The organism is uncultured Chitinophaga sp. (assembly GCF_937898475.1).
Taxonomy (GTDB): Bacteria; Bacteroidota; Bacteroidia; order Chitinophagales; family Chitinophagaceae; genus Chitinophaga.
Genome location: NZ_CALEJS010000029.1, coordinates 100,014 through 115,754, shown reverse-complemented (window position 1 = coordinate 115,754; position 15,741 = coordinate 100,014). Strand labels below are relative to the sequence as shown.

At 49.3% G+C, this 15,741-nt stretch carries 13 protein-coding genes; 8 read left to right on the top strand and 5 right to left on the bottom strand.

The window, feature by feature from the left end:
* Positions 1 to 1,386 (bottom strand): hypothetical protein (locus Q0577_RS19550; protein WP_298739278.1); only part of this gene is annotated, 1,386 nt, incomplete at its 3' end.
* 351 nt (positions 1,387 to 1,737) lie between these two features.
* On the opposite strand from Q0577_RS19550, the gene Q0577_RS19545 reads away from it, so the two are divergent.
* Positions 1,738 to 4,002, top strand: coding sequence for a family 20 glycosylhydrolase (locus Q0577_RS19545; protein WP_298739276.1), 2,265 nt, complete (start codon positions 1,738 to 1,740; stop codon positions 4,000 to 4,002).
* A 67-nt stretch (positions 4,003 to 4,069) separates the two neighbouring features.
* Here Q0577_RS19545 and Q0577_RS19540 read toward each other — a convergent pair whose 3' ends face one another.
* Entirely contained in the window at positions 4,070 to 6,223 is a 2,154-nt protein-coding gene (locus tag Q0577_RS19540; RefSeq protein ID WP_298739274.1) for a glycoside hydrolase family 3 N-terminal domain-containing protein, read from the bottom strand.
* A gap of 327 nt (positions 6,224 to 6,550) precedes the next feature.
* Here Q0577_RS19540 and Q0577_RS19535 point away from each other — a divergent pair, with 327 nt between their 5' ends.
* From Q0577_RS19535 to Q0577_RS19525, 3 genes are all read left to right on the top strand, one after another.
* Positions 6,551 to 6,934: a VOC family protein gene (locus tag Q0577_RS19535; protein WP_298739272.1), complete on the top strand. Its 384-nt coding sequence runs from the start codon at positions 6,551 to 6,553 to the stop codon at positions 6,932 to 6,934.
* 91 nt (positions 6,935 to 7,025) lie between these two features.
* Entirely contained in the window at positions 7,026 to 7,286 is a 261-nt protein-coding gene (locus Q0577_RS19530; protein ID WP_298739270.1) for a hypothetical protein, read from the top strand.
* Between the two features lie 139 nt (positions 7,287 to 7,425).
* Positions 7,426 to 8,343 (top strand): NAD(P)-dependent oxidoreductase, encoded by a 918-nt coding sequence (locus Q0577_RS19525; protein WP_366884737.1) that lies wholly within the window; start codon positions 7,426 to 7,428, stop codon positions 8,341 to 8,343.
* A 4-nt stretch (positions 8,344 to 8,347) separates the two neighbouring features.
* On the opposite strand, the gene Q0577_RS19520 is transcribed toward Q0577_RS19525, so the two are convergent.
* Positions 8,348 to 8,641: a hypothetical protein gene (locus Q0577_RS19520; protein WP_298739268.1), complete on the bottom strand. Its 294-nt coding sequence runs from the start codon at positions 8,639 to 8,641 to the stop codon at positions 8,348 to 8,350.
* Between the two features lie 196 nt (positions 8,642 to 8,837).
* On the opposite strand from Q0577_RS19520, the gene Q0577_RS19515 reads away from it, so the two are divergent.
* From Q0577_RS19515 to Q0577_RS19500, 4 genes are all read left to right on the top strand, one after another.
* A complete protein-coding gene (locus Q0577_RS19515) occupies positions 8,838 to 9,869 on the top strand; it encodes a histidine kinase (protein ID WP_298739267.1) in 1,032 nt (343 codons plus the stop codon).
* Positions 9,866 to 10,576, top strand: a complete 711-nt coding sequence (locus Q0577_RS19510) for a LytTR family DNA-binding domain-containing protein (RefSeq protein ID WP_298739265.1) — start codon at positions 9,866 to 9,868, stop codon at positions 10,574 to 10,576. The genes Q0577_RS19515 and Q0577_RS19510 overlap by 4 nt, the downstream gene beginning before the upstream one ends.
* A 51-nt stretch (positions 10,577 to 10,627) precedes the next feature.
* Complete coding sequence (locus Q0577_RS19505) at positions 10,628 to 11,533, top strand: LysR substrate-binding domain-containing protein (protein ID WP_298739263.1); 906 nt, start codon at positions 10,628 to 10,630, stop codon at positions 11,531 to 11,533.
* Positions 11,534 to 11,612: 79 nt separating this feature from the next.
* Positions 11,613 to 12,815, top strand: coding sequence for a threonine synthase (locus Q0577_RS19500; RefSeq protein WP_298739260.1), 1,203 nt, complete (start codon positions 11,613 to 11,615; stop codon positions 12,813 to 12,815).
* On the opposite strand, the gene Q0577_RS19495 is transcribed toward Q0577_RS19500, so the two are convergent.
* Both Q0577_RS19495 and Q0577_RS19490 read right to left on the bottom strand, forming a co-directional pair.
* Positions 12,805 to 14,070, bottom strand: a complete 1,266-nt coding sequence (locus Q0577_RS19495; RefSeq protein WP_298739258.1) for a retropepsin-like aspartic protease — start codon at positions 14,068 to 14,070, stop codon at positions 12,805 to 12,807. The two genes, Q0577_RS19500 and Q0577_RS19495, sit on opposite strands and share 11 nt — an antisense overlap.
* An 87-nt stretch (positions 14,071 to 14,157) precedes the next feature.
* Positions 14,158 to 15,741, bottom strand: coding sequence for a D-aminoacylase (locus tag Q0577_RS19490; protein WP_298739255.1), 1,584 nt, complete (start codon positions 15,739 to 15,741; stop codon positions 14,158 to 14,160).

The window sequence follows — 15,741 nt, the reverse complement described above, 5'->3', positions numbered from 1 at the left end:
TTTTTCGAGCATGCACATTTTCATATATTCCGGATCGGGATTTCGGTCTGCATCACCTATAGTCATAGGTGATGAACAAGAGCCTGCACTACCTCCTGCCCCAGACATAAAATCGTTATGAAGTTCATTTCTCTCCAGACTGGTTACCGGTATAAGTGTCTGGTTGCTTTTTCCATTATAGAACCCAAAGTAATCCTGGCTATTGGAATTGTGCTGCGGCACAGGTACGCTGTTGTATTCAAAACGATATTCCTTTTCAACACCGCCCGATTCGTCTGAAAAACTGAAGCCGTCCAGCCTAAGCCTGTAGCAGTCACGATTTTCAAAAAACGGAGTGGAAAGAAAATAACTATGCAACAAATTAACCTGCTTTACAAAAGTGTAAGTTCCATCAGCAGCCTTTGCATACTGAATAATCTTATCCAGCTGTTTACCGCCACCATCTTTCCTTGTATTGCTGGTGGAAAACACCAGTTTCCCACCTCTGAAAGTGATCTCTGAAGGCTGAAGTTCTGATCTGTTTATGGTACTTAAACTTGATACAACGCTTTGCCCCAGGCAACCATCAAATGTTTGGCCTACCGAAAGAGCATAGCTTTTGACATAATTTTCTATGAAGTTAACCTGATAGGTGAAAGCGATTGTATCTTTACGGGACGGTGAAATGATGCGGGTTAAGTACCAGGTTGCTGCATAAAATTTATTGATCTGACCTACATCGAAGCCGGTAAATTCAACATCATTGAACTGGTAGATAGCCCCGTCATCATCTGTAATTTCAAATATAATATCACTCGACGAATTGTTCCGGCTTGCAAAATTGACCTTTACCGGCGAGTACGGAATGGTCATAAAGTTCTTCTCCCGCGTATAGATAAACTTACCGCTCTTGCCGCCAACCGTATAGGCAAACAGATCTGGTTCCATATCACCTGATGCATTGATCTTGGCAGCTAGCGCGTCATAGTACGTATTGTTTCTCAGTTCACTGGCCCTTAAATGACTATAGGCAGGATCCATAAAACCGCGTGGCTGCTCATCTACCATACCATATACTGTACGGGAAATCACTCCGCCGGCATTCACTGACCAACCCAAACCTGCCCAGGTGGCCATTTGGTTCACTTTGATACCGGATGCATGATATGAAAGCGTAACAGGCAAACTCAGCTCCCCGCTGTTCACCGTAAAAAGGTTAAAGCTGATCTCAGGGGTGCCTGTAATTGTTCCCACCGGATAAGTACCATATTTGCCTAATTCTGCCGCGTTAGGCGAAAGCGGGATATATTTCTGCAAATCTAATCCTGGCTGCTGCTCCTGCTGCGCCAAACACCTTACATAAAAAGTCAGGAAAACGGTCGTAAGAAGTAACCGGGTTGTATTCATGTCTTTATTTATATCTCTTTACAATTGATTCGACGTATCGAAAACAGCAGATTCATTCCCGGGAGGAAACGTTACCAGGTATAGGCACAGGATAACATCAATAATACTCCGATAGAAATTACATCTTTTGTCTGATCAGGTTAAAAAACTCAAACAAACTTCAATTATCCCAGGGTCAACTTCTTCCTCCTCCAATTTCTCTTATCAGCTTTGCAGAAGTAGTGTATAGGGTAATCTTCGCACTCTTGAACATCGGGGTGCAAAGAAAAAAACTTTTCTTCTAAAATGAAACTTTTTCAAGAAATTTCATCACAAGCAGCCTATCTTGCAATTTGCAAAAAACAACACAAGGTGTACATTATCAAACGTTTTGTAACAGCGTTACTGCTGGGGACAGTATGCTGCAATATTTCCTATGGGCAGTCAACACAAAAAAACGGGATCAATATCATTCCCAAACCATCGCAGGTAACAGCCGGGGAAGGTTATTTCCTACTGAAGCCAGGTACGGCAATATTTGCCAGTCCGGTCTTTCAGTCTGCCGGCAGGTTGTTTATTCAGCAAGCCGGTCTGACGCAAAAACTGCAAACATTAAAAAGCAGTACAACACCGGCGGGTAGTATCAGCATTGTAAAAGCGGCGCGTAACGCTTTCCCCTCCCCTGCTGCTTACCGGCTGGAAATTACATCGGGTAAAGTAACTATTACCGCCGGCAGCGACACCGGTGCATTGAATGGCGTGTACTCTCTTTTGCAATTATTGCTCCTGCAACCAGAGAAAGGTATGCTGCCCTGTGCCCTTATCAATGATCAGCCGCGCTTCTCTTACCGCGGCATTCACCTGGATGTGTCCCGCCACTTCCGGGATACCGCACAGATCAAACGTTTTCTTGACCTGATGGCGCTTTATAAAATGAACACCTTCCACTGGCACCTCACCGATGGCGCCGGCTGGCGGCTGGAAATAAAAAAGTACCCGGAACTTACCAGGCAGGCGGCCTGGAGAACACATGGCAACTGGAAAGACTGGCGGGACCATGGCCGGCAATACAGCAAAGAAGGCGATCCTAATACCTACGGAGGTTACTATACGCAGGACGAGGCACGGGCAATGGTAGCCTACGCACAGGAGCGCGGTATTACCGTCATCCCTGAAATAGAGATGCCAGGCCATTCTGAAGAAGTGCTCGCAGTTTACCCGCAACTGGGCTGCACCGGGCTGCCTTATAAAAACTCGGAATTCTGCCTGGGTAATGACAGTACCTTCACTTTCCTGGAAGATGTGCTGACAGAAGTAATGAACATCTTTCCTTCTACGTATATACATATCGGTGGCGACGAAGCAGATAAAAAAGCCTGGAAGCAATGCCCCAAATGCCAGCAACGGATAAAAGACGAGCACCTGGCAGATGAACATGCCCTGCAGAGTTACGCTGTCCGCAGAATGGAAAAATTCCTGCAGCAGCATCATCGCAGGCTGCTGGGTTGGGATGAGATCCTGGAAGGCGGGCTGGCGCCCGACGCCACCGTCATGTCCTGGCGAGGTGAAGCCGGTGGTATCACCGCCGCCAAAGAAGGCCACGACGTAGTAATGACACCCGGCCGTTTCTGTTACTTCGATGCCTACCAGGGCGACCCGGTAACGCAGCCCGAAGCCATTGGCGGCTATCTTCCCCTGGAAAAAGTATACAGCTACGATCCTGTGCCACAGGAGCTGGACAGCAGCGCCGCGCAACATATCCTGGGCGCCCAGGCAACTATCTGGACGGAATACATTCCTACTTTCAGTCACCTGGAATATATGACCTATCCCCGGTTACTCGGACTTTCAGAAGTGACCTGGACTGCGGCGAAAGACAAAAGCTGGACAGATTTTCAGCAAAGACTTCAGGCGCATTACCTGTTACTGCAACGCTTACACGTTAACTACTACCGGCCTTCTTATGATCTTACCATAAAGCCCGTGTTCAATTACTCACAACGCACCGCCACGATAACATTCAGCAGCGAACAATATCAACCGCAAATAAGATATACCCTTGATGGTACGCAGCCAAATGCCGGCTCTCCCCTGTTCAAAGACAGCATCCTGCTGGATCATTCTGCAGTAGTGACCGCAGCCATTTTCCGGGATACAATCCAACCTGGAAAGGCGGCCAGCCTGGCAGTAGACTTTCACAAAGCCATCGGCAAAAAGGTACAGTATAACAAACCTTACAATAAAAGCTACGTAGCACAAAAGGAACACACGCTGGTAAATGGCTACAGGGGCAGCCTTACCTATGGCGATGGCCAATGGCAGGGCTTCACCAATGACCTGGATGTTACGCTGGACATGGAACAGCACACCAGCCTGCAAAGCCTGTCCATTTCATTTATGCAGCTGACAGGCCCGGGGGTTTACATGCCGGGATGGGTAGAAGTATCAGTGTCAGATGACGGACAAAATTTCCGGTCTATACAAAAGATAGAGAACGATGTACCGGTTTCCCAGGCAAGATTAACTTTTAAGGAGTTTAAATTTGATTTGAAACAGGTGGAAGCAAGATATGTAAGAGTGCAGGCAGCAAATACGCAACACGGATTCCTGTTTACGGACGAAATAATCGTGTACTAACATCATATAAAAACAAAGCCCTCCGGGAATACTGATATCCCGGAGGGCTTTTTATAAATAAGCAGGCTTACTTTACGTTAAACCCCTGCTTTAACACAAAATCATCCGAGCTGCGGCCAATATTCAATGTATACTGCCCTTTATATAGTTTCCAGTTATGGGCACCGAGATCCCATTTCTGCAGATCACTTACCGGGATGCTAAGTGTAACAGTTGCTTCTCCGCCTTTATTCACGCTTACCCTTGCAAAGGCTTTCAGCTCCTTCAGCGGCATCCTTTCCAGGTTGGGATACTGGATGTACGCCTGTACCACTTCATCGCCATCATAGGCGCCTGTATTCTTCACGTTCACACTTACACGGATCGTATCCTTCAATGCGTAGGCCTTTTGGGGAGCCTCGCTCCAGGTATAGTCAAAGCTTGTATAGCTTAAGCCGAATCCAAAGGGATAAGCTACCGCACCTTTGAAATAGCGGTAAGTACGGCCTTTAACGCTGTAGTCCTTATAGTCAGGCAAATCGCTCAGCGAGCGGTAAAAGGTCAGCGGCAAACGGCCTGAAGGCGATACATCGCCGAACACGATGTCTGCCAGGGCGCGGCCGCCCTGCTCGCCGGGATACCAGGCCAGGATGATGGCGTCTGCATAAGGTGCTATTGCGGCAATATCTACAGCGCTGCCTGCGGTAACTACCGCGATGATCGGCTTCTTATGCGCAGCGCGCAGCTTCTTCATAAACGCCAGCTGGGAAGCAGGCAGGCTGAGGGTAGCTTTATCACCGCCGGAAGCAGACAGGAAAGCGTCTCCCTCCTCTCCTTCCAGTACAGGGCTGAGGCCTATCACCGCAATGGTAAGGTCGCTATTCTCAGCTGCCCATATCCCGCCAAAGTGTACGGTATCTTTATAATCGCAACCCAGATCATATTGCACCGCAGTAGCAGGACCGGCTGCTTCGGCTATACCTTCTGCAAAGGTCACCAGCTTACCATTAATGCCATGGTAGTTAGCTACCAGCGGATCCACCGCGGCGGCATTCGTGCCCAACACCATGATAGAGCTGTACTTATCTTTCGGCAAAGGCAGTACACCATTGTTCTTCAGCAGTACCATGCTTTGTTGCGCCGCTTTGCGGGCCAGTTCAATATGATAATCATTATGCACGCTGTCGGCGCCGTAACGGTTATAAGGCGCCAGTCCGCCTTCGTCAAACAGGCCCAGCTTCATCTGCGTACGAAGACTGTAGCTTAATACGCTGTCTACTTCTTTCTCCGTCAGCAATCCCTGATCAATGGCTTTCTTTACGTCATCCTGCAGGATGCTGCCGCATTCCAGGTTAACGCCTGCCTTTACCGCCGCTGCTGCTGTTTCCGTTTTAGAGGGGATTGCCTTATGACGCAGGTAAATATCATCCAGCGCTCCGCAATCGGTCACCATCTGGCCTTTAAACTTCCACTCATCGCGCAGGATGGTTTGCAGCAGGGTTTTGCCCGTGCAGCAGGGCTCTCCGTTCAGCCGGTTGTAGGCGCACATCATGGATTCCACGCCTGCATCTGCCAGGTGTTTAAATGCATAGAGATAGGTTTCGCGGAGATCTTTTTCATCCACTATCGCATCGAAAGTATGACGATCTGCTTCCGGACCGCTGTGCACGGCAAAGTGTTTGGCGCAGGCGGCTGTTTTCAGGTGAGCGGGATCATCGCCCTGCAGGCCTTTGATAAAAGCAGTGCCCATCACGGCGGTCAGGAAAGGATCCTCACCGTAGGTTTCCTGTCCGCGGCCCCAACGGGGATCACGGAAAAGGTTGATGTTGGGCGTCCAGAAATTCAATCCCATATACCACAGGCGGCGGTTCATGGCGATGGCCAGGTTGTATTTGGCCCTGGCTTCCGTGGCGATGGTATTGGCCACTTCACGAACCAACGCCGTGTTAAAAGTGGCCGACATACCAATGGCCTGCGGGTAGACAGTGGCCTCTCCTGCCCTCGCTACCCCATGCAGTCCTTCGTTCCACCAGTTGTAAGAAGGGATCTGCAAACGGTCTACCGCCGGGCTCCTGTAGCCCAGCATACTGATCTTCTCTGCCAGCGTAAGTGTCTGCAGCAGGTTCTTTACCCGCGCTTCCACTGGTTCATTAACGTTCTTAAATAAATAGGATTGTTGCGCAAAAGCGCCGGTACTCATGCACAGAATGAGCAGTAGACTAACATATTTTTTATAACTCATCAGGAAAAATTTAACACGCAAAGTCTGAGGTTGGAGGTTTGAAGTTTGAGGTTGGTTAAAAGTTGATGGTTCAATAAGTGCCCCCTAAAGCTGGCAGATCTGTCCTTAACCTCAAACATCTAACGATCTTCAAACATCAGACCTTAAACCTTAAACTTAAGCATTGGTTTTAAGTTCACTGTCTGCCATAAAGAAACAGCATTTTAGGGAAAAATAATATCATTCCTTCCTAAAAATATTTTAAACTAAAGGAATGTTCTTTTATCTTTCATTCTTCGAAGCAAGTCAGTAGCTACCCGCTGATCAAACCTTCATAAAACAACTGCCATGCATTTAAACCACGCCAACCTGCCGGTACCCAATGTACCGGCTACTAAAGATTTTTTTGTTCAGCATTTCAACTTTGAAGAACTGCCGGGCCCGGGCAGCGATAAATTTGCCATATTGGAAGGAAAAGGAGGATTTATACTCTCCTTCATGTATGACAAGGAAAGTGAAGGACCGGAGGCCATGGTACGTTACCCGAAGAACTTCCACATTGGCTTTTATGTGGACACGGCGGAAGAAGTGCGTGAAAAGCATGCTGCGCTAAGCAGCGCCGGGATCACCGTCAGCGACGTGGAAGAACTGCACCGGGGTGGTTTTGACTCCGTCACTTTTTACTGTTATGCTCCCGGCGGTTTGCTGGTAGAGGTGAGCGCCCAGGGTTAACAGGGTCCCGGGCTCCCCGAACCAGACAGTTCTGCACCTCCAACACTCCCCCTACATGTTGCAATGGCACGCCTATTGTGATACTCCTGTTATGGAAAAACACATCATCACCATCGTACTAAATGACAAGCCCTACCAGCTTTTCATTTCCATAGATCACCAGGAAGAAGAGATCACCTACCGGGTAGAACCTGGAGCAGATGAGGAGGAACTGGACAATATCATCCCGGAAAATCTCGAGTTCAGGGCCAATGGACATGTAAAGTTTGACGAACGGCTGAAGACAGTAGAAAGCGAGCAGATAGCACGCCTGATATGGCAGGAAATACTGGATAAACTGAACCATCTGTAGTGAGATCCGGCTTCACACCGGCACCTGCGCCGGACAGGCAAAACTAAGTGACTGCATGTCCCTGTATACCTATGCAATACCCCATACTCCAACCATCTGCATTCCCCTTTCATAAATTATGGCAACGAAATGAGTATATATTTTCTCATATGCCGTAACTTCCCGCTCTAAAAATATTCGTACGATGAAAACAGGATTTATAGGACTAGGAAATCTCGGAACTCCCATAGCGGAAAATTTATTAATGCAACATCAACCCTTATATGTATACAACAGAACAGCAGCAAAAGCTCAGCCGCTGGCAGACAAGGGCGCGGTGATCTGCACTTCCGTAAAAGAACTGGCCTCCCTTTGCGATGTGGTATTTACCCTGGTAGCAGACGATGCTGCATTAACGCATATCACGGATGGCCCCGAAGGTATTGCGGCTAATCTGCGCCCGGGCGGTATTCATATCTCCATGAGTACTATCCTGCCTGCTACCAGTACTACACTGGCAGCCAGCCATCGCCGGTACGAAAATCATTATATCGCTTCGCCGGTAATGGGCAGACCGGAAGTAGCCAGGGCCAAAAAACTTAATCTGCTGGTATCCGGCGATGATACCGTTATCGCTACTGTAAAGCCGCTGCTCCAGGATGCCGGCGCGGTAAACGTATGGGAATTTGGCCCGGAACCGGGCGCTGCCAACGTGGCCAAACTGTGCAGTAACTACCTGATCCTCTCCGGACTGGCAGCCATGGCAGAAGGTATACAGCTGGCCAGGCAAAGCGGTATTCAGGCCGATCAATGGATGCAGATGCTGACGCAAACATTATTTAACGCTCCTTATTACCATATCTACAGCAGCGCTTTACTGAAAGAAGCGTATGTACCACCCGGCTTCAGCCTCGCAATGGCTTTAAAAGACGCAAACCTGGTCCTGCAGCAGGCACAAACAAGTGGCGTCCCGATGGCAGTAGGGCAAATAACCCGGGAGCTTTTGCAGCAGGGAGTTGCCAACGGGTGGGGTGAGCAGGATGTAGTGGCCGTGCAGAAAGTAATAAGCGGGCAATAACAGCTTATCCCAAGCCCGGTCCATTGGGTTGCGGTTCAGCCTTCTCCGGCGCTTTGATCGCATTCCAGATCTCATTAGCTACCTCCCGGCCTTCCATAGTGATAACACGGGGGGAACACTCCATACCGGCTTCTGTTTCGAACAGAATAAGATTATCCGGCATTTCGCAACCACAAATAGCAGACAGGTTCTGATCCGTAATGTAATAAGCGGGCCGGCCATTATACGCTTCCTGTTCCAGGTGAAGGGTATATTGCCGGCCTTTTACATGAATGTCAATAGTTTTGGTATCAGGCATGTAGCAAAGTTTATTGAAACAGGCCACAAGTTTGGGGCCAGGGGAGATTAATTAGCTATTCACTGTTGGCTTTTAGCTGTTAGCTGGACTAGACAAAGTCTTGAAAGTACCCCGCTTGTCTACACAAATACCGGTCTTAGCTACAAGTCTCCCGGCAATGGGTTCCCTTTGGATAAATTTGGTAACTTATAGCTGCATGAAGATGACCCGCACAACTACAAATACAACTTACGGGATTATAGCCTTGCACATACTGATATGGGGAGTGCTGATCTCACTGCCGCATCTGCTGACCGGCAATCAGCCGCTTCCGCCGGGAGCATTACCGGGCAGTTTCTGGCTCATCAGCAGTATCCTCCATATAGGTGTTTTTTACCTCAATGCGTACGTGCTGTTTCCGCGCTGGCTCAATAAAAAGTACTGGTGGCTGTACCTGGTCAGCATACTCTGCGCGCTGGCGGCTGTTAACTATACTAAGATCGTCATCCTGGCAACCTTCTACCCCCATGTGAATATCAGGGGCGCCAGCCGGATGATGGTTTTCACCCCGGTGATCATCTTCCTCATAGCCAGTATCATTTACCGCCTCGTAATAGATAAGATCCGGTACGAAAAAGAACAGAAAGAACATCAGGCAGCACAGCTGGCCATGGAGCTGAAATTCCTGCGTTCGCAGATCAGTCCGCATTTTCTGTTCAACGTACTCACCAACCTGGTATCCCTGGCCCGGAAAAAGTCAGACCTGATGGAGCCTTCCCTTATTATGCTGTCTGACCTGATGCGCTATATGCTCTACGATTCTGAAGTAAAAAAAGTGCCGCTGGAAAAAGAGGTGGCGTATCTCAAAAGCTATATTGAACTGCAGAAACTGCGCTTCGGAGAGGACACACGCATAGAAACCCGGATAGAAATTGCGCCCGCCGGCGAACAGCTGAATATAGAGCCCATGTTGCTGATACCCTTTGTGGAAAATGCCTTTAAGCACGGTATCGGCTGGATCGCCGATCCCTGGATCTCCATCCGGCTGATAGTGACGGAGAACTGCCTTACCTTTACCGTCAGGAACAAGTTCAGCTTGAACGGAGCTGACAGTAAAGACGCCAACTCCGGCATTGGTCTGGCCAATGTGGGCACGCGCCTGAAACTGCTGTACCCGGATCAGCACACGCTTACTGTACAGACAGATGCTGATATATTTTCCACCGTATTAACTTTACAGCTACGATGATGCAATGCCTGGCCATAGACGATGAAAAGCTGGTGCTGGATCTGCTGGAAGATAATATCCGGCAGGTGCCCTACCTGCACCTGGTAAAGGCCTGCCGCAACGCGCTGGAAGCTACCGCCGTGCTGCAAACCACGCCTGTTGACCTGATTTTCCTGGATATACAGATGCCCGGACTTAACGGACTGCAATTCCTGCAAACATTGCCCACACCACCCATGACCATCCTCATCACCGCTTATGAACAATATGCGCTGGAAGGTTACAACCTCAATGTGGTAGACTACCTGCTGAAACCAGTTTCCTTTGAACGTTTTCTCAAAGCGTGTAATAAAGCACAGGAAAAATTCCAGTGGCAGCAGCAGGCAACTCCTGGCGCCCATACAGCCGCTGCTCCCGACCATTTCTTTGTGAATGTGGAATATACACTGGTGAAAGTGGTGACCGATGACATCCTTTACGTTGAAGGGTTGAAGGATTATGTGAAGATCCATATCGCATCCTCTAAAAAGCCGGTGATCACCCGGATGAGCATGAAAGCGATCGAAGAAAAACTCTCCCCTCCCCGTTTTGTGCGTACCCATAAATCATTCATCATCGCTACGAACAAGATCACCGCCATTAAAAGGGACCTGGTGTGCTTAGGTGAGCTGGAACTGCCGTTGAGCGAGTTTTACAAAGCCAATCTTGACAAAGTGATCCACCGCTGAAAAGTAAATTATCCGGAATTCCCAGTACATTAGCCTTATAAACAACCGTCCATGCTTGCCATCAGCTATGAAGCCTTTTATGAGACCGCCCGCCTGCTCAGCTTCTCAAAAGCGGCAGAGGTATTGTATATGACCCAGCCATCCATCAGCAAACATATACGCCTGCTGGAAAACCAGTTCAAACTCAGCTTTTTTGAACGGAAAGGCAGTACCATACAGCTGACAGCCGCAGGAAAGATCCTGTTTGACCACGTAAAACAGGCTAAAGAACTGCAGCGGAATATGCAGTTCAATCTCAGCAGCCTCTCAGGCAAACAGCAGGCGAAAGGCTCCCTGGTAGTAGGCGCCAGTACGACTATATCGTTGTATGTAATACCAGGCATCCTGTCCAGCTTCCACCAGCAATACCCGCATATCCAGCTGCGGCTGCTGAACAGCAATTCAGAGAATATACTGCGCGCATTGCTGGAACAGGAAATTGACCTCGGTATTACTGAAAGCAGAAATAAACATACCACGGTGCAATACAAATTCTTCATGAAAGATGAAGTGATCCCCGTGTGTCATCACAGCAGCCCCCTGGCAAAAAAGAAACGGGTAATGGTAGAAGAGCTGAGAACCATACCGGTAGCGCTGCGCGAAAGAGGCAGCGGCACCCTGGCCGCAGTGGCGGAAGCACTGGCGCCATTTGGCATCTCTATACAGGACATTAATAACCGTATTATCCTCGGTGGAACAGAGGCGCTGAAAAATTTCCTTATGAGCGATACCTGCCTGGGGTTCCTGCCCCAACGATCCGTGGAAAGGCTTATTCAGAGCGGTGAACTGGTTCGTATTGATATCCCCGGATTAAAGATCCACCGCTCCTTCTTTTTCATGCAGCGGCAGGGCACCAGCGATGACCAGATCAACAATATTTTTATAAAGCTGGCCCGCAAACAGTATAACCCCAGGTAATAGTATATGCATATTTAGTATAACCTGCAAAGGGATGGGCTGAGTACCTTTGACGTGTTGAGACTTCAACAATCGGCTTATGAGAACAATTCAGACATTATCTATGCTGCACGCCCTGCAATGCAGTCACTGCGGCCAGCACTATGATCCATTCCAGCTGCATCAAACCTCCGTATGCTGCAATGCTCCCCTGGTAGCACAATATGACACGGCAGATATTGTACCGCTTTCACGCGAAGTGCTGCCTGCCCACTCAGAAAATATGTGGCGCTACCTGGAAATGCTCCCCGTCTTTGATGTAGAGAACATCGTAACACTGGGCGAAGGCATGACGCCGCTGCAAACCTTGCGTACTATTCCCGGACTGCTGGGATTTGACAGGTTATACTGGAAAGATGAATCCCAGAACCCAACCGGATCATTCAAAGCCAGGGGCCTCAGCGCCGCCATATCAAAAGCTAAAGAGTTTGGTGTAGAACGTTGCATCGTACCCACCGCGGGCAATGCAGGCGGAGCCATGAGCGCTTATTGCGCTGCAGCAGGCATGCGGGCTATTGTTGTGATGCCCCGGCATACGCCAAAGATCTTCAGGGAAGAGTGCTGGATGTACGGTGCAGAACTGGTGCTGGTAGATGGCCTGATCAACGATTGTGCAGCCGAAGCCGCCCGCATTAAACAGGAACGTGACTGCTTCGATATTTCTACCTTTAAAGAGCCCTATCGCCTGGAAGGAAAGAAAACCATGGGCTATGAAATCGCAGAACAGCTGGAATGGAACCTGCCGGATGTAATTCTATATCCTACCGGCGGCGGTACCGGCCTGATAGGCCTCTGGAAAGCATTCCAGGAAATGCAGGCCCTGGGATGGATCTCCGGCAAACTGCCCCGCATGATCGCCGTGCAGGCAGCTAACTGCCAGCCGGTAGTAAGCACCTGGAACGGATCACAACCCAATTCCAAAAAGTACAATGGACAGCCTTCCATCGCTAACGGACTGGCAGTGCCGCGGCCCTTTGCAGAACCGCTTATGATGGATGTATTGCATCAGTCAAACGGGCACTGCATCGCCATCAGCGAAGAAGACATTAAAGCCAATATGATCATGCTGGCGCGTAAAGAAGGTATCCTGGCGGCGCCTGAAGGTGCAGCGCTGATAGCCGCCCTGCCTCAGCTGTTGCAGGAAGGACACCTGCAGGCGGATGAAAATATCCTGCTGCTGAATACCGGTTCAGGTTATAAATACCTCGAGAACCTGAATATTAACCCGGCTGCTAGTCTCTAAAATCAACATACATATACCTGAAATTGATCACCATTTCACGGAACCGGCGCATAAGATCCTGCCCGATGTTGCCATAATAATATTGATCATTCTCTGTTACAGCGGCTGTCTTTACCGGTGCATTCTTTAAACGGAATGTTTTGCCGGCTATCTGCAGCGCAACTTCCGGCAGTTTATAGCTGCTGATCTTAACGTTGCCGCCTGCACTGCCAAACTGTTTATCATGCAGGCTGTTGGTGGCTTTTATCTCCTCCTGGTATTTGTTGTAGAAAGGCAGGTTAAGATCAGTAGCAGCCGCGCCGGTATCGAAAGTAAAGGGCAGGCTGTCTGTACGATACCCGACGTTCAGCACCGGCATTAACTTATCCAGGCCAAAATTTGCGAAGGGCGCCTGTACCGGTTCGCGGGGTACTGTCAGAAGTGTGTCGCTGATCCTGATCTCACCCATCTGTTCTATTACTGGGAATCCGATAATGCCCTGGATCTTATAGGGACCAAAAGTAAGGGCGCTGTCAGGGAAGATCATAAAGACAGCATCCTTTACCAGGATATGGTCACCTATCTTCATCTCTTTCACTACCGCCGTGCGGGCTTTTACCCTGATGCCGGTAGCAGCGATCACTTCAAAATATTTCTCCCCTGCCAGTAGCCCATTGCGCTTCGCATCGCTTTCTGTGATCACGGAAATATTTGCGCCGGTATCGAACACAAATTGCTGTGTAGTATCGGTAATGCGGACGGGAATATTGATCAGGCCCGCCATATCCCGCTGATACGGTATCCTGGTATCTTCAGTGACGCTTAGCTGCTGGGGAGGAGCATGCTGCAGGCTTTCCCAGATGATAGTCTCATTTAAAATGTCTTCCTGTTCATCGGGAGACAAGTATCCTTTATAATCCGATAGTAATTGAGTGGATACGGTATACGCCTCCTTATAACGGTAACTTTTTACCAGGTTATCGATCTTCAGCCGCAGCAGGGTCACAAACTGTTTAGACGCCAGTAGCCCGCGGTATTTTTCCAGCAGCTGGTCAATATTCCGGTTGCTGGCGTCCATCCGGTTAAAGAAGTTGTCTGTAAAGCAGTGATAGTATAAACGATCCTGCTCTTTCATTCCGGCAGCCTGCTTAATCAATAAATTGCGTAAGGCAAAGAATTGCCTTTTTACCAGCAGGCTGTCCGGATGTTCCTTTTCCCGGGCAAAGCTAAAAACAGTAGTGCAGCAAAATAAGGCCAGTAAAATTGAAGTTCTCATGTAATGCTAATGGTTCGGTACAGAAAAACTGCAATTTATAGCCTGCATAGTTATAGAAAAGTTAAATACCGGGAAACGTTTTAACAGCTACATTTTTGCCGGCCCATATAAAGGTTGGCCGCTTCTCACACCCGTATGTTTTCCCTTATCCAGCTCCAGCTGCCCGTTCACCAATACATACTCAAATCCCACGGCATACTGGTGCGGCTCATTAAAAGTTGCTTTATCATTTACCGTTTTTTCATCGAAGATCACAATGTCCGCAGCCATTCCTTCGCGGATAAGGCCACGGTCTTTCAGCTGGAATTTCTGCGCTGCCAGTGAGCTCATACGCCGGATCGCTTCTTCCAGGGGGATCAGCTGTTCATCGCGCACATACTTACCAAGGATGCGCGCATTGGTGCCATATGCACGGGGATGCGGCATACCTCTACCCGGTGTGGGCACACCCGCATCGGCTCCTACCATACAGAACGGATATTTCATGATGTAGCGGACATCGTCTTCATTCATGCCGTGATATACCATCTGGGCGCCGCCTTTTTCAATCATGTCCATAATAGTCTCCGCTTCAAATTTTGCCTTGCCTTTGCGGCCCAGTAAGCGGTTGATCTCCGTAATGCTTTTACCGTTATAGCTGGTATCTGCAGAATAATAGGCCACCACGCAATAGCTGTAGTCTTTATACTTGTAGCTGTGCAGCTGCTCCAGCATCTCTTTCTTTATGCGGGCCCGCGTGGCAGGATCGTGCAGGCGCGCATTCACAGAATCCTGTCCGCCGGCAAGGGCCCAATCCGGCAGCCGTACGCCTAAATTCGTGCTGCTCGCGGTATAGGGATACTGATCAATGCTTACATCCCAGCCCTCTTTACGGGCCTGTTTCACTAAGTCCAGTATGTTAACAGACTTGCCCCAGTTGGCCCGGCCGCTCACCTTGAAATGTGAGATCTCTACCGGTATATTGGCCGCTTTGCCTATATGAATAGCTTCATTTACAGCATCTGCGGCCTTGCTTTCTTCGTTACGGATATGGGAAGCATATACGCCTTTGTACTGCGCAGCTTTTTGGGCCAGGCCTACCACTTCTTCCGTATTGGCAAAGGTACCGGGAATGTAGATCAAACCGGTGGAGAGCCCTACAGCGCCCTGCTTCATCGCCTTTTCCATGAGGTTTTCCATCTGCTGCTGCTCTTCCGGGGTGGCCTTCCGGTTAGCTGTGCCCATTACGATCCTTCGCGCAGTGTTATGACCATAGAGCGATGCCACATTGATGCCCGGCCGCAGGCTGTCGATCCGCTGAAAAAATAACCCCAGGTCGTCATAAGACCCGCCGCAATTGCCGGTAACAATGGTGGTCACCCCATCGTAGATGTAGTTGTCCGCCGTAGGGCGATTAAAGATGCCGCCTTCCACGTGCCCGTGCACATCAATAAAACCAGGGGCTACCACCAGTCCTTTTGCATCGATCGTCCGGCTTGCCGCCCATCCTTCCAGCTGTTTGCCAACGGCCAGGATGCGGCCATCCTTTACCGCCACATCGCCATAGAACCAGGAATTGCCCGTGCCGTCAATAATGCGGCCATTACGGATCAGGATATCACATTGCTGCTGCTGCGCATAGCCGGTAATGCTGACAAGCAGCAGGGCCATGCCGGTGAACCATCTGAACAT

Excerpts from the sequence above, each read along its gene's own strand:
- Q0577_RS19540 (WP_298739274.1), bottom strand. The coding sequence starts at position 6,223 with ATGAGTTATAAAAAATATGTTAGTCTACTGCTCATTCTGTGCATGAGT.
- Q0577_RS19535 (WP_298739272.1), top strand. The coding sequence starts at position 6,551 with ATGCATTTAAACCACGCCAACCTGCCGGTACCCAATGTACCGGCTACT.
- Q0577_RS19530 (WP_298739270.1), top strand. The coding sequence starts at position 7,026 with ATGGAAAAACACATCATCACCATCGTACTAAATGACAAGCCCTACCAG.
- Q0577_RS19520 (WP_298739268.1), bottom strand. The coding sequence starts at position 8,641 with ATGCCTGATACCAAAACTATTGACATTCATGTAAAAGGCCGGCAATAT.
- Q0577_RS19515 (WP_298739267.1), top strand. The coding sequence starts at position 8,838 with ATGAAGATGACCCGCACAACTACAAATACAACTTACGGGATTATAGCC.
- Q0577_RS19510 (WP_298739265.1), top strand. The coding sequence starts at position 9,866 with ATGATGCAATGCCTGGCCATAGACGATGAAAAGCTGGTGCTGGATCTG.
- Q0577_RS19505 (WP_298739263.1), top strand. The coding sequence starts at position 10,628 with ATGCTTGCCATCAGCTATGAAGCCTTTTATGAGACCGCCCGCCTGCTC.
- Q0577_RS19500 (WP_298739260.1), top strand. The coding sequence starts at position 11,613 with ATGAGAACAATTCAGACATTATCTATGCTGCACGCCCTGCAATGCAGT.
- Q0577_RS19495 (WP_298739258.1), bottom strand. The coding sequence starts at position 14,070 with ATGAGAACTTCAATTTTACTGGCCTTATTTTGCTGCACTACTGTTTTT.
- Q0577_RS19490 (WP_298739255.1), bottom strand. The coding sequence starts at position 15,741 with ATGTTCAGATGGTTCACCGGCATGGCCCTGCTGCTTGTCAGCATTACC.